The following is a 20,704-nucleotide window of genomic DNA, read 5'->3' as shown; positions in this document are numbered from 1 at the left end:
TCGGCATCCTCATGCCCCGGTGATCGGCCCCCGCCGCACGCGGTGTGGCCCGGCCCACCCCTCCGGGGGGCGCGCGTCCGCGGTGGCACGATCGTCGGCATGTCGGAGCCCACCGCCGCGCCCCTCGTCCGCGCCCAGGACGAGGTCGCCGAGCTGCTGTCCGAGCTGATCCGCATCGACACGACCAACACCGGCGACACCGCCACCGGCAAGGGCGAGCGGTCGGCGGCCGAGTGGGTCGCCGGCAAGCTCGACGAGGTCGGCATCTCGAGCACGATCCTGGAGTCCGAGCCGGGCCGGGCCAGCCTGGTCGCCCGCATCCCCGGCGCCGACCGCAGCCGGCCCGCCCTGCTCCTCCACGGCCACCTCGACGTCGTCCCCGCCGACCCCGCCGAGTGGAGCGTGCACCCGTTCTCCGGCGAGGAGCGCGACGGCTACGTCTGGGGCCGCGGCGCGGTCGACATGAAGGACATGGACGCGATGGTCCTGGCCCTCGTGCGCGACTGGGCCCGCACCGGCGTCGCGCCGCCGCGGGACGTCGTCCTGGCGTTCGTCGCCGACGAGGAGGCCGGCGGCCGGCTCGGCGCCCGCTTCCTGGTGCAGGACCACCCCGACCTGTTCGAGGGCTGCACCGAGGCGATCAGCGAGGTCGGCGGCTTCTCCATCACCGTCCGCGACGACCTGCGGCTCTACCTGGTCCAGACCGCGGAGAAGGGCCTGGCCTGGATGCGGCTGACCGCGGGCGGCAAGCCCGGTCACGGCTCGTTCGTCCACGACGACAACGCCGTCACCCGGCTCTGCGCGGCCGTGGCCCGGCTCGGCGCGCACCGCTTCCCGACCGTGCTCACCCCGCCGATGCGGCAGTTCCTCGCCGCTGTCGAGGACGCCTACGGCATCGAGATCGACCCCGACGAGCCCGAGCAGGCCCTGGCCCGCCTGGGCAGCATCAGCCGGATGATCGGCGCGGCGCTGCGCAACACGGTCAACCCGACGATGGTCGACGCCGGCTACAAGGCCAACGTCATCCCCGGCACCGCCACCGCCACCGTCGACGGCCGCTTCCTCTACGGGCAGGAGGAGGAGTTCGAGCGGCAGCTGGCGAGCCTGCTCGGCGAGGGGGTCCGCCGCGACTGGCTCGTCCACGACCAGGCGGTCGAGACGACGTTCGACGGCCCGCTGGTCGACCAGATGGTCGCCGCGCTCAAGGCCGAGGACGACGGCGCGCGGCCGGTGCCGTTCACGATGAGCGGCGGCACCGACGCCAAGAGCTTCGAGCGCCTCGGCATGCGCTGCTTCGGCTTCTCCCCGCTGCGGCTGCCGCCGGACCTGGACTTCGCCTCGCTGTTCCACGGGATCGACGAGCGGGTGCCGGTCGAGTCCCTGCGCTTCGGGATCCGGGTGCTCGACCGGTTCCTGCGCGCCGTCTGAGCGCCGTCCGCCCACGCCATCCGCGACGATCACGGAGTCCGTGAGGCGACACCCCGTGGGACGACGGCGTGGCGCGTCCCGAGCACCATGATCGCGGCGAGGCGGGGCCTCGGTGCGGCGGAGCGCCGCGTGGTGTGATGCCGGGGTGAGCGATCCCACACCCGGCCCCGGCTCCGTCGCGCTGATCACCGGGGGGACCGGCGGCTTCGGCCGCGCCCTCGCCGGGCGGCTGCGCGAGGGCGGGGTCACCGCCGTCCTGACCGACCTCGACAGCGAGCGCAACCGGTCCGTGGCCGCCGAGCTGGGCTGCCCGTTCCTGCCGCTCGACGTCACCGACCGCGCCGCCAACCGCGCCGTGGTCGAGGCGGTCGAGGCCGAGCACGGGCGCCTGGACGCGGTGTTCCTCAACGCCGGCATCGCCGGGTTCGACTCCGACGCGCTGCTCGACGTGGACGGCTTCCTGCGGGTGCTCGACGTCGACCTGCTCGGCGTCGTCTACGGCACCGAGGCGGCGCTCCCGGCGCTGCAGCGGGCCGGCGGCGGCGCGGTCGTGGTCACCGCGTCCCTGGCCGGGCTCTCGCCGATGGCCACCGACCCCGGCTACAGCGTGGCCAAGGGCGGGGCGGTCGCGTTCGTCCGGTCGATGGCCCCGCGGCTGGCCGCGCAGGGGATCCGGATCACCGCGATCTGCCCGGGGTTCGCCGACACCGCGATCATCGACCCGATCCGCGAGGAGTTCGAGAAGGCCGGGTTCCCGGTGCTCTCCGCCGGGGAGGTGGCCGACGCGATGCTGGCCGCCTGGGCCTCGGGCGAGCCGGGCGCGGCCTACGTCGTCCAGCCCGGCGTGGGGGCCGTGCCGTACGCGTTCAAGGGCGTGCCCAGCGCGAAGACGGCGAGCGGGCAGACCGCCGTCGTCCCGGAGGCCCTGCGCCCGCCGTCGATGCGCTAGCGCGCGCCGTCGGCGGGCTGGAGCCGGCAGGCGAACAGGAAGGCCGGCGGCACGTTCCAGGGCGAGAGCCGCTGGCGCACCGAGGGGAAGCGGCGGCGCAGCTCGCCGAGCATGAGCGGCGAGTACTGGATGACCAGCACCGTGCCGCCCGGCGCCAGCACCGCCGGGAGCAGGTCGAGGACGCGCGTCCGCAGCGGCGGCGCCATCGAGGTGTAGGGCAGGGCCGAGACCACCACGTCGGCCCGCTTGCCGCCGAGGTGGACGTCGAGCTCCTCCGCCGAGTCGCACACGACCTGCAGCCGCGGGTCGTCGAAGCGCTCCTCGAGCAGCCGGGCCAGGTCGGGGTCGATCTCGAAGGAGACCAGCCGGGCGTCGGGGCCCAGCCGGGCGAGGATCTCCCCGGTCTGGACGCCGGTGCCCGCACCCAGCTCGACCACCAGGTCGGCGCCCGGCACGTCGCCGAGGTCGAGCATGTCCCGGACCGCGGCGCGGGACGTCGGCAGGACGGCGCCCACCTGCCGCGGGTGGGCCACGAAGGCCCTGAGGAACCGCAGCCGGTCGGTGAGGTGCTCGATCATGGGTCCTCCCGGTCGGCCCGGAGGCGGGCCACGGGGAGGACCCTGTCACGGCCCACGGCACCCGGCACGCCGAACCGGTCGAGGCCGGTGACCGCGGTCACGGTCGGTCTGGCAAGGTCGCCGGTATGCGTGCATGGCGGGTCCACGAACTCGGCGAACCCTCGGAGGTCCTGAGCCTCGACGAGGTCGACCGGCCCACCCCCGGGGAGGGCCAGACGCTGGTGCGGGTGCGGGCGGCCGCGCTGAACTTCCCGGACGTCCTGGTGGTCCAGGGCAGGTACCAGGAGCGGCCGCAGCTGCCCTTCACCCCCGGCGTCGAGCTGTGCGGGGAGGTCGTCGAGACCGGCCAGCGGGTGCTCGGCTCGCCCTCCGGCGGGTTCGGCGCGTTCCAGGAGTACGCGCTGATGGACGCCGGCAACGTCTGGCCGGTGCCCGAGGGGATGACCGACGAGAAGGCCGCCGCGCTCTACCTGACCTACCAGACCGGTCACGTCGGCCTGCACCGCCGGGCCGGCCTGCAGCCGGGGGAGTGGCTGCTGGTCCACGCCGGCGCCGGCGGGGTCGGCTCGGCCGCGATCCAGCTGGGCAAGGCCGCCGGTGCGCGGGTGATCGCGACGGCCGGCGGCGCCCGCAAGGTGGAGGTCTGCCGGGAGCTGGGTGCCGACCACGTCGTCGACTACACCGCCGAGGACTTCGTCCCGGTGGTCAAGGAGGTCACCGGGGGGCACGGCGCCGACGTCGTCTACGACCCGGTCGGCGGGGACGTGTTCGACCGGTCCCGCCGGTGCATCGCCTTCGAGGGCCGGCTGGTCGTCGTGGGCTTCACCAGCGGGCGCATCCCCGAGGCCCCGGCCAACCACGCGCTGGTCAAGAACTACAGCATCGTCGGCCTGCACTGGGGCCTGTACCGGACCAAGGAGCCGTCGCTGATCGCCAGCACCCACGACGCGCTGACCCGGCTGGTCGAGGCCGGCGCGATCGACCCGCTGGTCAGCGAGGTGCTGCCGCTCGACCAGGCCCCGCAGGCGCTGGCCAAGCTGGCCGACCGCAGCACCGTCGGCAAGGTCGTGCTCGTGCCGTGAGCACGCCTCAGATGTGCGGTTTGGGCAGGTAGGACAACCGCGCTCGTCGGCGCATGATGGCCTTCCGCGTGCCGTCGGCGTGCAGCTGGAGCCGGGCGAGTTCCCAGCCCCCCGTGTCCGCCTGCAGGCTCAGCATGGTCGCCGCCGCGGACCGGGACGTGCCCGGTGGGATCCGCAGCGGCGCGAACTCGTACTCCCCGGCGACCGCCTCCACCCGGCCGATTGTGCCCCGCCGGACGCCTCCTGGTCACGTGCTCGTCATCTCCGGGCCTCGGACCCGGACTGCCGGGCCCCGGGGCGGACGGCAGGATGGGCACCGACCGCAGGTCCCGACGTGACGGAGGACGAGCCGTGAGCGAACCCGGCACCGACGTGCCCGACGCCGACCGCGCGGAGCAGGAGGCGCTGCTGGACCCGCCCGCCGTGTCCGTCGCCGGGGACGCGACGCCGCCCGGTGAGGACGTCCCCGAGGCCGACGCCCTCGAGCAGCAGCTGGCGGCCCGGCCCGGCGAGGCCGGCAGCCCGCTGCGCCCGGTGGGGGACCGGGAGGCGAACGACGCCGACGTGCTCGAGCAGGAGTCCGACGTCCCGGTCGACGACGACGAGGCCCCGCTCTGAGCTGACGTCAGCTCGCCCGGCGGCCCGCCGGGGCCAGGGGCGGCGGCAGGGGCTCGGGCGGGGGCACCGGCTCCGGCGGCGGCACCGGGGTGGGCCCCGGCTCCGGCAGCGGGGGCGGCGCCGGCTCGGGCCCCGGTGGAGGCGGCCCCGGCAGCGGCGGCGGGATGGGCGCCGGGCCGGGCACGGGCGGGGTGGTCAGGCCCCGCTGAGCGCTCGCGGACACGGTCCCCATCGCAGCCGGGACCGGCTCGCGGGCGACAGGGCCGGAGGTCGCTGCGCGCTCGGGGACCGGTCGACGCGGCTGCCGGCGCCGGGCACGACGTCGCCGCGGGGCGCGCGGTCGGTGCCGGGTGGTGGGCCGTCACCTTCCCCTCGGCGTCCGGGATTGGTTAGGCTTCCCTTACTTGTGTCGGAGATCGCAGAGGGAGCGCCATGACGACGAGTCCCGGCCGGGATCCCGCCCCGCCCGCCGTGCTGATCGACGCGGCCGAGCGGGCCCGCACGGTCGCCTGCCGGTCCGCCGCCGCCCTCTGCGTCCGCGGCCTGTCGCCCGGGCGGCCGCTGGCGCACGCCACGACCGCCTTCGGCCAGGTGCTCGTCCTCGTGCCGGCCGACGGCGAGGTGGCCACCGCCCTGGAGGAGGAGACCGACCGCTCCACCGTGCTCATGGTCAGCGACCGGGCGCCGGTGCCCCTGCGGGACTCGCTGCGGGCCCAGCTGTGGCTCTCCGGCTGGCTGACGGCGGTGCGCCCGGCCGACCAGCGGACCGCGGCGCTGGCCTTCGCCGAGGTGCGCCCGGACGGGCACCTGCTCGACGTCGGGAGCGGGGCGCTGCTGCTGCGCCTGGACCTCGCCGAGGTGGTGCTGCGGGAGGGGGAGCACTGCACCGAGGTCAGCCCGCCGGAGTTCGCCGCCGCCCGCCCCGACCCGCTGGTCGACGTCGAGGAGGGGATGCTGCGGCACCTCGACCGTGACCACCCGGAGGTGATGGCGCTGCTGCGCAGCCGCATCCCCGCCGGGGAGCTCGGCCCGCGCGACGTCGTCCGGCCGCTGGGCGTCGACCGCCTGGGGTACCGGCTGCGCATCGAGCGCCCGACCAGCTCCCGCGACCTGCGCATCCGGTTCCCGCGGCCGCTGACCTGCCCGGGGCAGCTGCAGGCGGCCACCCGCCAGCTGCTCTGCGCCGCGCGCGCCGACCTGGCCGCCCGCGGCTGAGCGCCGGTGTCGGGAGCGACGCCCCCCGTCCTGCGCCTCCGGACGGCGGTGTCGCTCCCGACACCGCGACTCAGCCGGCGTTGTCGGCCAGCAGCTGCGCGAGCCGGGTGCGCCGCGGCCGGACGTCGACCTGGCTCACCGCGCGGGCCAGCGCCGCCCCGCTGGCGTGCACGATCGACAGGTGCCGCTGCGCGCGGGTGAGCGCGGTGTAGACCAGCGGTCGCGACAGCATCCCGCCGGCCTCGGGCGGGAGGACGACGACCACGCCGGGCCACTCCGAGCCCTGCGCGCGGTGCACCGTGATCGCCCAGCCGTGCCGCAGGTCGCTCATGGCCGACCCGCTGACCGTCACCGGCCCGGAGGCGAAGTCGACGTCGAGGGTGCCGTCGCCGGTGCCGGTGACCACGCCGACCTCGCCGTTGGCGAACCCGATCGGCTCCAGGTCCAGGTGGTTGGCGGTGGCCACCACGCGGTCGCCGACGTCGAAGCCCCACACCGTGCCGTCGCCCGGGTTCAGCTTCTCCTTGAGCGCCTTGTTCAGCTCGATGGTGCCCGCCGGGCCGCGGTGCACGGGGGTCACCACCTGCACGGTGGCCGGGTCGATGCCCAGGGCCCGCGGGATGGAGTCGGTGACCAGTTGGACCACCCGCTTGGCCGCCTCGGCGCTCCCGGTGGCCGGCACGACGACCACCTCGCGGTCGGGGGAGTCCACCGGCGGCAGCGCCCCGCCCCGGACGGCGTTGGCCAGCCGCGCGATCGCCCCGCCCTCGGCCTGCCGGTAGAGGGTGGTGAGCTCGGTGACCGGCACGACGCCGGAGTCGATGAGGTCGCCGAGCACGTGCCCGGGGCCGATCGAGGGCAGCTGCGCGGGGTCGCCGACCAGCAGCAGGTGGGTGCCGTCCTGGCAGGCCTCCAGCAGCGCCGCGGTCAGCTCGACGTCGAGCATCGAGGCCTCGTCGACCACGACCACGTCGGCGTCCAGCGGCCACTCCTCGTTGCGGGCGAACCCGCCGGAGGTGCCCTGCGCGCCGAGCAGGCGGTGCACGGTGACCGCCGGGTGGTCGGTGAGCTCCTCCAGCCGCTTGGCCGCCCGGCCGGTGGGCGCGGCGAGCGCCACCTCGGAGCCCTTCGAGCGCAGCAGGGTCACGATCGCCGCCACCGTGCGGCTCTTGCCGGTGCCCGGCCCGCCGGTCAGCAGCGAGACCCCGGCGCCGAGGACCTGGGCGACGGCCGCCTTCTGCGCCTCGTCCAGGCCCTTGGCCACCGACCGGACGGCGGCCGGGTCGGCGATCCGCTCGGCGGTGGCGGCCAGCCGGGCCACGTTCTCGGCGACCGCCTCCTCGGCCATGCCGTAGCGGGCCAGGGACAGCACCCGCAGCGCCGGGTCCGGCTCGGGCAGCTCGTCGTCCGGACCCAGGGCGTCCTCGTCGAACTCCGGCTCCGGCGGCTCGTGGTCGAGCACGTCGCCGGACTCCACCGCGGCCACGATCGCCGCCGCCGGGTCGGCGATCTGCTCGGCGCGCAGGGCGGCGACCACCAGGTCGACGGGCAGCACGGTGTGCCCGTCGCGGGTCGCCGTCCGCAGGGTCATCGCGACGATCGCCCGGCCGCGCCGGCTGTCCTGCCGGTCGGCTCCGGGGAGGACGGCGATGGCCAGCCGGTCGGCGTCGGTGAGGGTCACCCCGGGCAGGCCCAGCAGCGCCCACGGGTCGTCGCGCAGCCGCCGGGCCGCGTCGGTGCCGAGGGCGTCGGCGGCGGTGGCGGCCAGCCGCGCGTCGAGCCCGGCGCCGACCAGCAGCTCGACCACCTCGTACGTGGGCGCCGCGGCCAGGAAGCTGGAGAACAGCCGCTCGGCGCGCTGCCGGCCGACGCGGGGCAGCTTCAGCAGCCGGTCGGCGGTGACGTCGTCGGGCGAGGTGATCCCCGCCGCGGGCAGCTCGGCCGCCGTCCGCTTGCCCAGGCCCGGCCACAGGCCCGCGGTGCAGAAGGCGGTGAAGACGGGGTCGGTGGCGAGGGCCGGGCGGGTCATCGGCGCTCCGGGTAGCCGAAGTAGGGCGCCGAGACGTCCTCGAGCGCCGTGCGGATCGCCGCGGGCAGCCGGACGGCCTCGGCGTCCAGGGAGGCCTGCAGCTGCTGGGCGGTGCGCGCGCCCACGACGGGCGCGGTCACGCCGGGGCGGTCGCGCACCCACGCGAGGGCGACCGCGAGCGGGGAGGTGCCCAGCCCGTCGGCGGCGGTGATCACGGCCTCCACGATCCGGTCGGACGTCGGGGTGCGCAGCTCGTCGATGAAGCCCTGCCACTGCGGGGAGGCGGCGCGGGACTCCGACGGCGTGCTGTGCCGGTACTTGCCGGTGAGCAGCCCGCGCCCCAGCGGCGACCAGGCCAGGACGCCGAGGCCGAGCGCCTCCGCCGCCGGCACGACCTCGCGCTCCACGCCGCGCTGCAGCAGCGAGTACTCGACCTGGGTGCTGACGACCGGCACCCGGCCCGGCCAGGCGCGCTGCCAGGTGGCCGCCTGCGCGGTCTGCCAGCCGGTGAAGTTGCTGATCCCCACGTAGCGCACCCGCCCGGAGGTGACCGCGGTGTCGCAGGCGGCGAGGGTCTCCTCGAGCGGCGCGGTGTCGTCCCAGGCGTGCAGCTGCCACAGGTCGACGTGGTCGACGCCCAGCCGTTCCAGCGACGCGTCCAGCGCGGCCAGCAGGTGCCCGCGCGAGGCGCCGCGGCCCATCGGCCCGGGCGAGGTGCGGCCCACGGCCTTGGTGGCGATCAGCACGTCGGAGCGGGGGACGACGTCGGAGAGCAGCCGGCCCAGGGTGCGCTCGCTGTCCCCGTCGCAGTAGACGTCCGCGGTGTCGACCAGCGTGCCGCCGGCGTCGACGAAGGCCGTCAGCTGCATCGCGGCCTCGTCCTCGTCGGTGTCCCGCCCCCAGGTCATGGTGCCCAGCGCGAGGCGGGAGACGACCAGACCGCTGCGGCCCAGCGCGCGTTGTTCCACGGAGGGCCAACCTACCGGCGAGCCCCCGGCCGGGCCGGGGAGCGGCGGCCGCGGAGCGGCGCGCCGGGATCGGGCCCGGCCCGCCTAGGCTGGCCTCCCGTGCTCCGAGGAACCGATCCCGCCCGCCGCCGCACCGCCCGACCCGGACGGGGGCCGGCCGCGCGATGAGCTGGCTCGAGGCCGTCGTCCTGGGCCTGGTGCAGGGCCTGACCGAGTTCCTGCCGATCTCCTCCAGCGCGCACCTGCGCGTGGTGGGGGAGGCCTTCGGCTGGGGTGACCCCGGCGCGGCGTTCACCGCCATCACCCAGATCGGCACCGAGGCGGCGGTGCTGCTCTACTTCCGGCGCGACATCGGGCGGATCATCCGCACCTGGGTCCTGTCGCTGGGGGACCGCCGGCTGCGCTCGGACCCCGACGCGCGCATGGGCTGGCTGATCATCGTGGGCAGCGTGCCGATCGTCGTCCTCGGGCTGCTGCTGCAGGACCGCATCGAGACCACCTTCCGCAGCCTGTGGATCGTCGCCACCGCCCTGATCGCCTTCTCGCTGGTCCTGTACTGGGCCGACCGGGTGGGCTCGAAGAAGCGGGAGCTGGACCAGCTGACCGTGGGTCACGGCATCGCCTTCGGCTTCGCCCAGGCGATGGCACTGGTCCCCGGCGTCTCCCGCTCCGGCGGCACGATCACGATGGGGCTGTTCCTCGGCTACTCGCGCTCGGCCGCGGCCCGCTACTCGTTCCTGCTGGCCGTGCCGGCGGTGCTCGGGTCGGGCGTCTTCCAGGCCTACGAGGCGCTCACCGGCGGCACGGAGGGCGAGCAGGTCGCGTGGGGCCCGACGGTCCTGGCCACGGTGCTGGCCTTCGGCGTGGGCTGGACGGTCATCGCCTGGCTGCTGCGCTACCTCGACCGCGGCAGCTTCACCCCGTTCGTCGCCTACCGGGTGGTGCTCGGCGCGCTCATCCTGGTCCTGCTCGGCACCGGCGTGATCGCGGCCCAGTAGGAGGAACCGTCCTCCTCACCGTTCGCGAGCTCGCGGCGGGCCCCTGCGCGGGGGCCTGCCAGGCATAGGGTCGGCGGTCGTGACCACCGTGATCCTCCTGCGGCACGGCCGGACGACGGCCAACGCCGGCGGCGTCCTGGCCGGCTGGACCCCGGGCGTGCAGCTCGACGAGACCGGGCAGGCGCAGGCGAAGGCGGTGGGAGAGCGGCTGGCGCCGGTGCCGCTGGCCGCGGTGGTGAGCAGCCCGCTGGAGCGCTGCCGGCAGACCGCCGAGGCCGTCCTGGACGGGCGGTCGCTGGAGCTGCGGACCGACGACCGGCTCGGCGAGGCCCGCTACGGCGACTGGACCGGCCGGCCGCTCAAGGAGCTGGTCAAGGAGCCGCTGTGGAAGGTGGTCCAGGCCCACCCGTCGGCCGCGGTCTTCCCCGGCGACGAGGGGGAGGGGCTGGCGCAGACCCAGGCGCGGGCGGTCGCCGCCGTGCGGGCGTGGAACGCCACCCTCGGGCCCGACGCGGTGTGGCTGGCCTGCAGCCACGGTGACGTGATCAAGGCCGTCCTCGCCGACGCGCTGGGCCTGCACCTGGACCAGTTCCAGCGGATCGTCGTCGACCCCGCCTCCGTCTCGGTGGTCACCTACACCGAGACCCGTCCCTTCGTCGTCCGCATGAACGACACCGGTGGGGACGTCGCCGCGCTGGTGCCGCCGAAGAAGAAGGGCCGGCGGCGGAAGAAGGCCGACTCCGACGCCGTCGTCGGCGGGGGCGCGGGCGCGACGGTGTGACCTGGGCGTCTCGGCGCGACCGGTCGGCGCCTCCGCGTAACCTGGGTCCCGTGTCGCGCCAGGTCCACCTCTTCGACCGCCCGTCCCGGTTCGTCGCAGGCACGGTCGGGCAGCCCGGCGAGCGCACCTTCTACCTGCAGGCCTCCGACGCCTCGGGCCGGGTGGTCAGCGTGGCGCTGGAGAAGACGCAGGTGCAGGTGCTGGCCGACCGGATGAACGAGCTGCTCGACGAGATCGCCACGCGCCCCGGCGTCGTCGTCCCGCCCGACGCGGAGGTCGACGACCTCGAGCCGCTCACCGCGCCGGTCGACGAGGAGTTCCGGGTCGCCGCCATGGGCCTGGCCTGGGACGGCGAGGCGCAGGCCGTCGTCGTCGAGGCCGTGGCCGCCGGCGACGAGCCGGTGGACGAGGACGCGATCCTCTCCGACAGCGAGGACGGCCCCGACGCGCTGCGGGTGACGATCACCCCCGCGGCCGCCCGCGCCTTCGTCGTCCGCGCGCGCCGGGTGGTGGCCGCCGGCCGGCCCGCCTGCCCGCTGTGCTCGCTGCCCCTGGACCCCAGCGGGCACGTCTGCCCGCGGCAGAACGGCTACCGCCGCTGAGCCCCGCACCCCGTCCCCGATGACCGAGCGCCCCGCAGACCCGGCGTCGGACCTGCGCCCGCCGGCGGACGACGGCGAGGCCCGCCGCCTGCTGCTCGACGGCGAGATCGACCTCGAGGGCCGGATGCTCGACGCCAGCAACGTCACCCTCGTCGGCACCATCCGCACCGACGAGCTCGAGGCCGAGTGCGTCTACAAGCCCGTGGCGGGGGAGCGGCCGCTGTGGGACTTCCCCGACGGCACGCTGGCCGGCCGCGAGGTCGCCGCCGCGCTGGTGTCGGAGGCCACCGGCTGGCGGGTCGTGCCGCCCACGGTGCTCCGGGACGGCCCGTTCGGGCCCGGCATGGTGCAGCTGTGGGTCGACGGTGACCCCGACGTGGACCTGGCCGCCTTCGTGCGCTCCGACCACCCGGGGCTGCGGCGGATGGCGGTGTTCGACGCGGTCGTGAACAACGCCGACCGCAAGGGCGGGCACATCATCCCGACCCCCGACGGCCACGTGTACGGCGTCGACCACGGCATCTGCTTCTCCGTCGACCCGAAGCTGCGGACGCTGCTGTGGCGCTGGGCCGGCAAGCCGCTGCCCGCCGAGGCCCTCGAGGTGCTCGAACGGCTGACCGGTGACCTGCTGGGCGACCTGGGGGAGCGGCTGCACGAGCACCTCACCCGCCGGGAGGTGCGCCGCACCCAGCAGCGGGTGGCCGACCTGCTGCGCACCGGCCGGCACCCGCAGCCCAGCGGCGACTGGCCCGCCCTGCCCTGGCCGCCGTTCTGAGAGCCCCCGCGAGATCTGCACAGTGGTGGCCGTCAGGCCGCTGATGGCCACCACTGTGCAGATCTCGCGTCGGTCGGGCGACAGTGGGCACATGCCGCACCGTTCGCGCCTGGCGATCCTGCTGCTCGACCTGCCGCCGGAGCACCACGTGGCGGGGCTGGACTTCTGGTCGGCGGCCACCGGTCACCCGGTGACGCCCGACCCCTCCGACGACGACTGGAACTCCCTCGGCTCCTTCGGCGACGGCTTCCACCTGGAGGTGCAGCGGACCGGGGAGGGCACGCCGCCGCGGTGGCACGTCGACGTGGAGACCGACGACATCCCGGCCGAGGTGGCCCGGCTGGAGGGCCTCGGCGCCCGCCGGCTGGCCGACATGGGCTCGTTCTGGCAGATGACCGACCCCGCCGGGCTCGTGTTCTGCGTCGTCGGCATCCAGACCGGCGAGGCCTTCGAGCGGTACGCCACCACCTGGCCCTGAGCGGTCACTCGAGCTCGACCAGGTCGATCATGGCGGCCGCCTGGAGCCCGTCGCCGTCCACGGTGAGGACCTCCAGCGGCAGCCGGCGCCACACGGCGAGCAGCAGGTCGCCCGCGGTGCCGGTGAGCGCGGCGATGGGGAACGGGCGGCTGCCGGCGAAGAGGGTGCGCTCGGCGTCGGCGTCCACCGCGTGGAAGACCACGGGGTGGGCGGTGTCGGGCGGTCCGTCCGGGAACACGGCGGGGACCATGACGTCCAGCCACTCGTCGAGCCCGTCGAGGCCCACGTCGGCCGGGATGGGACGGATGTCGCCGAGCACCTCCTCGACGTCGGCGGTGTGCACGACCGCCTCCATGGCCTGGCGGCGGAGCACGAAGGCGACGTCCTGCCGCGGAGCCCACGTCCACACCCGCTCGGCCGGGTCGGCGCCGGCCAGGACCGTCTCCAGCTCGGCCGACTGCGCCAGGCCGTAGCCCAGCAGCTCTTCGTCGGGACGGCGCACCGGCTCGGCGTAGCCGGTGGGGTCGACGGCCCGGGTGCGCACCACCCACGCCCAGAAGTGCTGCACCTCGGCCAGGTGCCAGACCAGGTCGGCCAGCGTCCAGCCGGGACACCCGGCCACCGGCGCGGCCCAGCCCCGGGCGAGGACCGCCTCCGCGGCGGCGTCGGCGAAGCGCGCGTTCGCCTTCTGCAGGACCGGTAGGTACTGGTCGAGTTCCATGATCCACCTCCTGCGTGGGCCGGTGCCGACACCGACAGCATGAGGGTCGCCGGGCGCGGTCGGTAGCCGCATCTAGGCTCGGGGCGTGCTCGCCTGGCCTGCTCCGCTCCTGCCGACCCTCCCGGGCACTGGTCCCGTGCTCGAGCTGTACGACACCGCCCGCGGCGAGGTCGTCGCCACCTCCCCGGGGGACACCGCCCGGATGTACGTCTGCGGGATCACCCCGTACGACGCCACCCACCTGGGCCACGCGGCCACCTACCTGGCCTTCGACCTGGTCAACCGGGTGTGGCGGGACGCCGGGCACGCGGTCCACTACGTGCAGAACGTCACCGACATCGACGACCCGCTGCTCGAGCGCGCCGAGCGCGACGGCGAGGACTGGGTCGTCCTCGGGATGCGGGAGACGGCGCTGTTCCGGGAGGACATGACCGCGCTCCGGGTGCTGCCGCCCGAGGACTACGTGGGCGCGGTCGAGTCGATCCCGCGGATCGTGGCCCACATCGAGGACCTGCTCGACGAGGGCCTGGCCTACGTGCTCGACGACGGCACCGGCGACGTCTACCACGACGTCGCGCAGGCGCCGGGCTTCGGCGGGGAGTCCCGCTACGACGAGGCCACCATGCTGCGTTTCTTCGCCGAACGGGGCGGCGACCCCGACCGCGCGGGCAAGCGCAACCGGCTCGACCCCCTGCTCTGGCGGGGCGAGCGGCCGGGGGAGCCGGCCTGGCCCGGCCCGCGTGGCACCGCCGGCCGGCCCGGCTGGCACATCGAGTGCGCCACGATCGCGCTGGAGACCATCGGCATGGGCTTCGACGTCCAGGGCGGGGGCAGCGACCTGGTCTTCCCGCACCACGAGTACTCCGCCGTCCACGCCGAGGCGCTGACCGCCACGGCGACCGGGGTGAAGGGGCCCTTCGCCCGGGCCTACGTGCACGCGGCGATGATCGGCCTGGACGGCGAGAAGATGAGCAAGAGCCGGGGCAACCTGGTGTTCGTCTCCAAGCTGCGCGGTGAGGGCGTCGACCCGATGGCGATCCGCCTGGCGCTGCTGTCGGGGCACTACCGCACCGACCGCGCCTGGACGCCGGACCTGCTGCGGGAGGCCGAGCAGCGGCTGGCCACCTGGCGCCGGGCCGTGGCCCGCGACGCCGGCGCGCCCGCCGCGCCGGTGCTGCAGGGCCTCCGCGAGCGGCTGTCCGACGACCTCGACAGCCCGGGGGCGATCGCGCTGGTCGACGCCTGGGCGGCGCGGACGCTGGCCGCCGCGGACGGCGACGAGCTGGAGGAGGGCGCCCCGTCGATCGTGTGCGACGCGGTCGACGCGCTGCTCGGTGTCGCGCTGGACTCGTGCGCCGCGGGTACGGCCCTGCAGGACCGCTGATGGAACGGGGGCCCTTCCGGCTGGTGGACCGGGCCGCGCGGGAGGCCGCCGAGGAGGACCTCGCGCCCGCCGCCACCCGGTCGGCGGCGACCCGCGGCCGGGCGCTGGCCGAGCCCGAGGACCCCCTGCGGACGGCGTTCGAGCGGGACCGCGACCGGATCCTGCACGCCAAGGCCTTCCGCCGGCTCAAGCACAAGACGCAGGTCTTCCTCAACCCCGACGGCGACCACTTCGTCACCCGGCTGACCCACACCCTCCAGGTCACCCAGGTGGCCCGCTCGCTGGCCCGCGCCCTGGGCCTCAACGAGACCCTGGCCGAGGCGATCGCGCTGGCTCACGACCTCGGCCACTCGCCGTTCGGGCACATCGGAGAGGACGCCCTGGAGCCCTACGTCCCGGGCGGCTGGCACCACGCCGCCCAGGGGGTGCGGATCGTCGAGGTGCTCGAGCGGCTCAACCTCACCTGGGAGGTCCGCGACGGCATCCGCGCGCACAGCTGGAAGATCGACCCGCCTCCGGAGACCCGCGAGGCCGAGTGCGTCCGCTACGCCGACCGGATCGGCTACCTGTCCCACGACGCGCTGGACGCCGTCCGGGCCGGGGTGCTGCGGGTGGCCGACCTGCCGGCCCGCGCCCGCGCCGCGTTCGGCGACCCGGGCAGCGAGATGGTCGGCGCCATGATCGACGCCGTCGTCGAGGGGTCGCTGTCGGCGGAGAACACCGCCGGCGCCGTCGTGATGGCGCCCGAGCAGCTGGCGGCGATGCACGAGCTGCGGACGTTCATGTTCGAGCGGGTCTACGCCTCCGAGACCGCCGCGGGGCAGAAACAACTGGCGATCGACGTCACCCGCCGGCTGGTCGACCACCACCTGGCCCACCCGGAGCTGATACCGGCGTCCTACCGCGACACCGAGGCCGACCCCACCACGCAGGTGGTGGACTACGTGTCCGGGATGACCGACCGGTTCGCCCTGGCCATGCACGACCGCCTCTTCGACGCCGACGCCACGTCGGCGATGCGCCCGCTGCTCCGCCTGCCGTAGACCGCTCCGCCCGCGCCCGGCAACCGCCGTGCGCGGGCCACGCCGCTCCGTCACTCAACCGTTATCCCCAACATAGGCACGCCGAGAGGCGCCAGCCGACTGCGGTACCGAGGGGAGGGGAGGGCAGCGACGCGGGGAGCCACCGACGGCGGCGCAGCGCAAGGGCCCCGTCGCCCCCCACCTCTCGCCCGCTCGAGGCGGGACCCTGCGACGGGGCCGGGATCAGGTCGTGCCGCCGCGGCGGCGCAGATACCTCTCGAACTCGCGGGCGATGGCGTCGCCGCTGGCGTTGGACAGGTCGCTCTCGGTGGCCCGCTCCTCGAGGGAGCGCACGTACTCGACGACCTCGGCGTCCTCGTTGGCCATCTCGTCGACGGTCTTCACCCAGTCCTCGGCCTGCTGCGGGAGGACGCCGAGCGGCACGGCGAGCTCGAGGACCTCCTCGACCCGCTGGAGCAGCGCCACGGTGGCCCGGGGGGAGGGCGGCTGGGAGACGTAGTGCGGCACGGCCGCCCAGAAGCTGATCGCGGGCAGCCCGGCCTGCACGCAGGCGTCCTGGAAGACGCCGAGGATGCCGGTGGGGCCCTCGTAGCGGGAGGTCTCCAGGCCCCACCGCTCGGCGGACTCGGCGTCGTAGGCCGACCCGCTCACCGGCGTGGGCCGGGTGTGCGGCGTGTCGGCCAGCAGCGCGCCGAGGCCGACGACGGTCTGCGCGCCGAGCTCCCGGCACAGCTCGATGAGCTCCTCGCAGAAGCCGCGCCAGCGCATGTTGGGCTCGATGCCCCGGATGAGGACGACGTCGCGGTCCGAGCCCGGCGGTCGCGCGACGGAGATGCGGGTGGTGGGCCACTCGATCCGCCGGCTCACCCCTCCGATGAGCGAGACGGTGGGCCGGTTGACCTGGAAGTCGTAGTAGTCCTCGGGATCGAGCGCGGCGAGCGGGGTGGCGTCCCAGATGAGCTCGAGGTGTTCCAGCGCCCCGGTGGCGGCGTCCCCGGCGTCGTTCCAGCCCTCGAAGGCGACGACCACCACGGGGTCGCTCAGCCGGGGCAGGTCCTCAGGGGTGGACTTCGGGTCGATCACCCCTGGAAGCCTACGTCGCAGGGGAGGACACGCCGCGTGTGCGCCGACCCGTGCGTGTGGCCGCCGTCCCCCGGAGGAGCGACTCACCGCGGGACGGGGCGGCTACCCTGACTCGGTGCCGTCCCGCAACACGTCTTCCGCCCCTCCGAAGGGGACGACGGTCGCCGACGAGGAGGCCCCGGTCCTCCGCCCCGACGCCACGGCGGCGCTCACGGCCCTGCTCCGGGAGCGCATCCTGGTGCTCGACGGGGCCATGGGGACGGCGATCCAGCGCGACCGGCCCGACGAGGCCGGCTACCGCGGCGAGCGCTTCGCCGACTGGCCCACCGACGTGCAGGGCAACAACGACCTGCTCTGCCTGACGCAGCCCGAGCTGGTCGCCGGCATCCACCGCGAGTACCTCGAGGCCGGCGCGGACCTCGTCGAGACGAACACGTTCAACGCCAACCGGATCTCGCTGCGCGACTACGGCATGGGCGACCTCGCCCGCGAGATCAACGTCGCCGCCGCCCGGCTCGCCCGCCGGGAGTGCGACGCGATGACCCGGCGCACCCCCGGCCGGCCGCGCTTCGTCGTCGGCGCGCTGGGCCCGACCAGCCGCACGGCGTCCATCTCGCCCGACGTCAACGACCCCGGCGCCCGCAACGTCACCTACGACGAGCTGGTCGAGGCCTACCTCGAGCAGGCCGGCGGCCTGGTCGACGGCGGCTGCGACGTGCTGATCGTCGAGACGATCTTCGACACGCTCAACGCCAAGGCGGCGGTCTTCGCGCTGGAGACCCTGTTCGAGCAGCGGGGGCGCCGTTGGCCGGTGATGATCTCCGGGACGATCACCGACGCCTCCGGGCGGACCCTGTCGGGGCAGGTGACCGAGGCGTTCTGGCACTCCGTGCGGCACGTCGACCCGCTGCTGGTCGGCCTCAACTGCGCGCTGGGCGCCCGGGAGATGCGGCCCTACCTCGCCGAGATCGCGCGGGTCGCCGACACGTTCGTCTCCTGCTATCCCAACGCCGGCCTGCCCAACGCCTTCGGCGAGTACGACGAGTCGCCGGAGGAGACCGCCGCGCTGGTCGGGGAGTTCGCCGCCAGCGGCCTGGTCAACCTCGTGGGCGGCTGCTGCGGCACCACCCCCGAGCACATCGCCGTCCTGGCCGCGGCGGTCGAGGGCACCACCCCCCGCACCCCGCCGCAGGTGGCCCCGGCGCTGCGGCTGTCGGGCCTCGAGCCGCTCACCGTCACCGGCGAGAGCCTGTTCGTCAACGTCGGCGAGCGCACCAACATCACCGGCTCGGCCCGCTTCCGGAACCTGATCAAGGCCGGCGACTACACCACCGCGCTGGCCGTCGCCCGCCAGCAGGTCGAGGCCGGCGCCCAGGTCATCGACGTCAACATGGACGAGGGGATGATCGACGGCGTCGAGGCGATGGACCGCTTCACGAAGCTGATCGCCGCCGAGCCGGACATCTCCCGCGTCCCGATCATGATCGACTCCTCGAAGTGGGAGGTCATCGAGGCCGGGCTGAAGAACGTCCAGGGCAAGGCGATCGTCAACTCCATCTCCCTGAAGGCGGGGGAGGAGGACTTCGTCCGGCAGGCCCGGCTGTGCCGCAAGTACGGCGCGGCGGTGGTGGTGATGGCCTTCGACGAGGCCGGCCAGGCCGACAGCCTCGAGCGGCGCACCCAGGTCTGCCGGCGCGCCTACGACGTCCTCACCGAGCGGGTCGGGTTCCCCGCCGAGGACGTCATCTTCGACCCCAACGTCTTCGCCGTCGCCACGGGCATCGAGGAGCACGCCGGCTACGGGCGCGACTTCATCGAGGCGACCCGCTGGATCAAGCAGCACCTGCCCGGGGCCCTGGTCTCCGGCGGGATCTCCAACGTCTCGTTCTCCTTCCGCGGCAACAACCGCGTGCGGGAGGCGATCCACGCCGTCTTCCTGTACCACGCGATCGCGGCCGGCCTGGACATGGGCATCGTCAACGCCGGCGCCCTGGAGGTCTACGACGAGGTCCCGGCGCAGCTGCGGGAGCGCATCGAGGACGTCGTCCTCAACCGGCGGCCGGACGCGACCGAGCGGCTGCTGGAGATCGCGGGCGACTACGCGGGGGACGGCGCGGCCCGCGAGGTCGCCACCGACGAGTGGCGGTCCCTGCCGGTGGGGGAGCGGATCACCCACGCGCTGGTGAAGGGCATCGACGAGTTCGTCGAGGCCGACACCGAGGAGCTGCGGGCGCAGATCAGCGCGCGCGGCGGCCGGCCCATCGAGGTCATCGAGGGCCCGCTGATGGCGGGCATGAACGTGGTCGGCGACCTGTTCGGCGCCGGCAAGATGTTCCTGCCGCAGGTGGTGAAGTCCGCGCGGGTCATGAAGAAGGCCGTCGCCTACCTGATCCCGTTCATCGAGGCGGAGAAGCAGCCCGGGGACGCCGAGCGCAGCAACGGCAAGGTCGTCATGGCCACCGTCAAGGGCGACGTCCACGACATCGGCAAGAACATCGTCGGCGTCGTCCTGCAGTGCAACAACTACGACGTCGTCGACCTCGGCGTCATGGTCCCCGCGCAGCGGGTGCTCGACGCGGCCAAGGAGGAGGGCGCCGACATCATCGGCCTCTCCGGGCTCATCACGCCCTCCCTCGACGAGATGGCCCACCTGGCGGCCGAGATGGAGCGCCAGGGCTTCGACGTCCCCCTGCTGATCGGCGGGGCGACCACCTCCCGGGCGCACACCGCGGTCAAGGTCGCGCCGCGCTACCACGGCCCGGTCATCTGGGTGAAGGACGCCTCGCGGTCGGTGCCCGTGGTCGCGGCCCTGCTGTCGGACGAGCAGCGCCCGCGGTTGCTGGCCGAGACCGAGAGCGACTACGCGGCCCTGCGCGAGCGGCACGCCGCCCGGCAGGACACCCGGTCGATGCTGCCGCTGGCCACCGCCCGCGCGGCGGCGCCCGAGTTCGACTGGAGCGGCTACCACCCCCCGCGGCCGCGGATGCTGCTGCAGCAGGCCCGGGACGCCGGCCCGGAGCACCGGCACGGCGTGGCCACCCAGTTCGTGCGGACGATGGCCGACCAGCCGATCGAGGAGCTGCGCCGCTACATCGACTGGCAGCCGTTCTTCAACGCCTGGGAGATGCGCGGCCGGTTCCCCGACATCCTGCACAACCCGGCGACCGGCGAGGCCGCCCGGCGGCTCTACGAGGACGCGCAGGCGATGCTCGACCGGATCGTCCGGGAGCGGTGGCTGCGGGCCACCGGGGTGTTCGGCCTGTTCCCGGCCAACCGGGTGGACGGCGAGGACATCGCGGTCTACACCGACGAGTCCCGCCGCGTCGTGCGGGCGACCCTGCACCAGCTGCGGCAGCAGACCGAGGGCCGGGACGGCGCACCGCGCAAGTCGCTGGCCGACTTCGTCGCCCCCGCCGACAGCGGCCTGCCCGACTTCGTCGGCGCCTTCGCCGTGACCGCCGGCATCGGCCTGGCCGAGCGGGTGGCGGAGTTCAAGAAGGCCAACGACGACTACAGCGCAATCCTGCTCGAGGCGCTGGCCGACCGGCTCGCCGAGGCCTTCGCCGAGCGGCTGCACCAGCGGGTGCGCACGGAGTTCTGGGGCTACGCGGCCGACGAGCGGCTCGGCAACGACGCGCTGATCGCCGAGAGGTACACCGGCATCCGGCCGGCGCCGGGGTACCCGGCCTGTCCCGAGCACACCGAGAAGCGGACCATCTGGGAGCTGCTGGACGTCGAGGCCGCCACCGGCATCCAGCTGACCGAGAGCATGGCCATGTGGCCGGGTGCGGCGGTCAGCGGCCTGTACTTCTCGCACCCGCAGTCGCGGTACTTCGTGCTCGGGCGCATCGGCCGCGACCAGGTCGAGGACTACGCGCGGCGCAAGGGCTGGACGGTCGCCGAGGCGGAGCGCTGGCTCGCGCCCAACCTGGGCTACGGCACCGACGACGACTGAGGACGCGCCGCGGGGCC

At 75.0% G+C, this 20,704-nt stretch carries 19 protein-coding genes; 13 read left to right on the top strand and 6 right to left on the bottom strand.

What is annotated here, in order from left to right:
* Positions 1 to 99 precede the first annotated feature (99 nt).
* On the top strand, positions 100 to 1,428 hold the full coding sequence (locus ACI79I_RS10690; RefSeq protein ID WP_456992310.1) for a M20/M25/M40 family metallo-hydrolase: 1,329 nt from the start codon (positions 100 to 102) through the stop codon (positions 1,426 to 1,428).
* A gap of 145 nt (positions 1,429 to 1,573) precedes the next feature.
* Positions 1,574 to 2,377, top strand: coding sequence for an SDR family oxidoreductase (locus tag ACI79I_RS10685; protein WP_456992309.1), 804 nt, complete (start codon positions 1,574 to 1,576; stop codon positions 2,375 to 2,377).
* Here the strand turns inward: ACI79I_RS10685 and ACI79I_RS10680 are convergent.
* A complete protein-coding gene (locus ACI79I_RS10680) occupies positions 2,374 to 2,955 on the bottom strand; it encodes a class I SAM-dependent methyltransferase (protein WP_456992308.1) in 582 nt (193 codons plus the stop codon). The genes ACI79I_RS10685 and ACI79I_RS10680 overlap by 4 nt on opposite strands.
* Positions 2,956 to 3,080: 125 nt before the next feature.
* On the opposite strand from ACI79I_RS10680, the gene ACI79I_RS10675 reads away from it, so the two are divergent.
* Positions 3,081 to 4,037, top strand: a complete 957-nt coding sequence (locus ACI79I_RS10675) for an NADPH:quinone oxidoreductase family protein (protein ID WP_456992307.1) — start codon at positions 3,081 to 3,083, stop codon at positions 4,035 to 4,037.
* 7 nt (positions 4,038 to 4,044) lie between these two features.
* Here ACI79I_RS10675 and ACI79I_RS10670 read toward each other — a convergent pair whose 3' ends face one another.
* Positions 4,045 to 4,251, bottom strand: coding sequence for a DUF5703 family protein (locus tag ACI79I_RS10670; RefSeq protein ID WP_456946280.1), 207 nt, complete (start codon positions 4,249 to 4,251; stop codon positions 4,045 to 4,047).
* Positions 4,252 to 4,388: 137 nt separating this feature from the next.
* Between ACI79I_RS10670 and ACI79I_RS10665 the strand changes: the two genes are divergently transcribed.
* Positions 4,389 to 4,655: a hypothetical protein gene (locus ACI79I_RS10665; protein ID WP_456992306.1), complete on the top strand. Its 267-nt coding sequence runs from the start codon at positions 4,389 to 4,391 to the stop codon at positions 4,653 to 4,655.
* Between the two features lie 432 nt (positions 4,656 to 5,087).
* Positions 5,088 to 5,870, top strand: coding sequence for a DUF2470 domain-containing protein (locus ACI79I_RS10660; RefSeq protein WP_456992305.1), 783 nt, complete (start codon positions 5,088 to 5,090; stop codon positions 5,868 to 5,870).
* 70 nt (positions 5,871 to 5,940) lie between these two features.
* Here ACI79I_RS10660 and ACI79I_RS10655 read toward each other — a convergent pair whose 3' ends face one another.
* Complete coding sequence (locus ACI79I_RS10655) at positions 5,941 to 7,899, bottom strand: AAA family ATPase (RefSeq protein ID WP_456992304.1); 1,959 nt, start codon at positions 7,897 to 7,899, stop codon at positions 5,941 to 5,943.
* Positions 7,896 to 8,867 (bottom strand): aldo/keto reductase, encoded by a 972-nt coding sequence (locus tag ACI79I_RS10650; RefSeq protein WP_456992303.1) that lies wholly within the window; start codon positions 8,865 to 8,867, stop codon positions 7,896 to 7,898. Before ACI79I_RS10650 ends, ACI79I_RS10655 begins: the two co-directional genes overlap by 4 nt.
* 164 nt (positions 8,868 to 9,031) lie before the next feature.
* Here ACI79I_RS10650 and ACI79I_RS10645 point away from each other — a divergent pair, with 164 nt between their 5' ends.
* The 5 genes from ACI79I_RS10645 to ACI79I_RS10625 all read left to right on the top strand — a co-directional run bounded on the left by ACI79I_RS10645 (position 9,032) and on the right by ACI79I_RS10625 (position 12,501).
* The gene (locus ACI79I_RS10645) at positions 9,032 to 9,865 is read left to right on the top strand and encodes an undecaprenyl-diphosphate phosphatase (protein WP_456946275.1); all 834 of its coding nucleotides are present in this window, start codon (positions 9,032 to 9,034) and stop codon (positions 9,863 to 9,865) included.
* Between the two features lie 79 nt (positions 9,866 to 9,944).
* Positions 9,945 to 10,646 (top strand): histidine phosphatase family protein, encoded by a 702-nt coding sequence (locus ACI79I_RS10640; RefSeq protein ID WP_456992302.1) that lies wholly within the window; start codon positions 9,945 to 9,947, stop codon positions 10,644 to 10,646.
* Positions 10,647 to 10,696: 50 nt separating this feature from the next.
* Positions 10,697 to 11,248: a DUF3090 family protein gene (locus tag ACI79I_RS10635; protein WP_456946273.1), complete on the top strand. Its 552-nt coding sequence runs from the start codon at positions 10,697 to 10,699 to the stop codon at positions 11,246 to 11,248.
* A gap of 19 nt (positions 11,249 to 11,267) precedes the next feature.
* Positions 11,268 to 12,023: an SCO1664 family protein gene (locus ACI79I_RS10630; protein WP_456992301.1), complete on the top strand. Its 756-nt coding sequence runs from the start codon at positions 11,268 to 11,270 to the stop codon at positions 12,021 to 12,023.
* A gap of 91 nt (positions 12,024 to 12,114) precedes the next feature.
* Complete coding sequence (locus ACI79I_RS10625) at positions 12,115 to 12,501, top strand: VOC family protein (protein ID WP_456946271.1); 387 nt, start codon at positions 12,115 to 12,117, stop codon at positions 12,499 to 12,501.
* A 4-nt stretch (positions 12,502 to 12,505) separates the two neighbouring features.
* On the opposite strand, the gene ACI79I_RS10620 is transcribed toward ACI79I_RS10625, so the two are convergent.
* The gene (locus tag ACI79I_RS10620; RefSeq protein WP_456992300.1) at positions 12,506 to 13,222 is read right to left on the bottom strand and encodes a maleylpyruvate isomerase family mycothiol-dependent enzyme; all 717 of its coding nucleotides are present in this window, start codon (positions 13,220 to 13,222) and stop codon (positions 12,506 to 12,508) included.
* Between the two features lie 85 nt (positions 13,223 to 13,307).
* Between ACI79I_RS10620 and mshC the strand changes: the two genes are divergently transcribed.
* Positions 13,308 to 14,606 carry a cysteine--1-D-myo-inosityl 2-amino-2-deoxy-alpha-D-glucopyranoside ligase gene (mshC, locus tag ACI79I_RS10615; protein WP_456992299.1) on the top strand — a complete coding sequence of 433 codons (1,299 nt, stop codon included), beginning with the start codon at positions 13,308 to 13,310 and terminating at the stop codon, positions 14,604 to 14,606.
* Positions 14,606 to 15,649 carry an HD domain-containing protein gene (locus tag ACI79I_RS10610; RefSeq protein WP_456992298.1) on the top strand — a complete coding sequence of 348 codons (1,044 nt, stop codon included), beginning with the start codon at positions 14,606 to 14,608 and terminating at the stop codon, positions 15,647 to 15,649. Before mshC ends, ACI79I_RS10610 begins: the two co-directional genes overlap by 1 nt.
* Before the next feature lie 222 nt (positions 15,650 to 15,871).
* Here the strand turns inward: ACI79I_RS10610 and ACI79I_RS10605 are convergent, their stop codons facing one another.
* Positions 15,872 to 16,732: a PAC2 family protein gene (locus tag ACI79I_RS10605; protein ID WP_456992297.1), complete on the bottom strand. Its 861-nt coding sequence runs from the start codon at positions 16,730 to 16,732 to the stop codon at positions 15,872 to 15,874.
* Between the two features lie 115 nt (positions 16,733 to 16,847).
* On the opposite strand from ACI79I_RS10605, the gene metH reads away from it, so the two are divergent.
* Positions 16,848 to 20,687 (top strand): methionine synthase, encoded by a 3,840-nt coding sequence (gene metH / locus ACI79I_RS10600; protein WP_456992296.1) that lies wholly within the window; start codon positions 16,848 to 16,850, stop codon positions 20,685 to 20,687.
* Positions 20,688 to 20,704 lie beyond the last annotated feature (17 nt).

The organism is Geodermatophilus sp. SYSU D01105, assembly GCF_054050095.1.
The sequence above is the reverse complement of the archived record's forward strand: the minus strand, read 5'-3'. Positions and strand labels throughout refer to the sequence as shown.

Bases quoted from the DNA above. Each gene is read 5' to 3' on its own strand.
- ACI79I_RS10690 (WP_456992310.1), top strand. From the start codon at position 100: ATGTCGGAGCCCACCGCCGCGCCCCTCGTCCGCGCCCAGGACGAGGTC.
- ACI79I_RS10680 (WP_456992308.1), bottom strand. From the start codon at position 2,955: ATGATCGAGCACCTCACCGACCGGCTGCGGTTCCTCAGGGCCTTCGTG.
- ACI79I_RS10675 (WP_456992307.1), top strand. From the start codon at position 3,081: ATGCGTGCATGGCGGGTCCACGAACTCGGCGAACCCTCGGAGGTCCTG.
- ACI79I_RS10660 (WP_456992305.1), top strand. From the start codon at position 5,088: ATGACGACGAGTCCCGGCCGGGATCCCGCCCCGCCCGCCGTGCTGATC.
- ACI79I_RS10655 (WP_456992304.1), bottom strand. From the start codon at position 7,899: ATGACCCGCCCGGCCCTCGCCACCGACCCCGTCTTCACCGCCTTCTGC.
- ACI79I_RS10645 (WP_456946275.1), top strand. From the start codon at position 9,032: ATGAGCTGGCTCGAGGCCGTCGTCCTGGGCCTGGTGCAGGGCCTGACC.
- ACI79I_RS10630 (WP_456992301.1), top strand. From the start codon at position 11,268: ATGACCGAGCGCCCCGCAGACCCGGCGTCGGACCTGCGCCCGCCGGCG.
- ACI79I_RS10625 (WP_456946271.1), top strand. From the start codon at position 12,115: ATGCCGCACCGTTCGCGCCTGGCGATCCTGCTGCTCGACCTGCCGCCG.
- ACI79I_RS10620 (WP_456992300.1), bottom strand. From the start codon at position 13,222: ATGGAACTCGACCAGTACCTACCGGTCCTGCAGAAGGCGAACGCGCGC.
- ACI79I_RS10610 (WP_456992298.1), top strand. From the start codon at position 14,606: ATGGAACGGGGGCCCTTCCGGCTGGTGGACCGGGCCGCGCGGGAGGCC.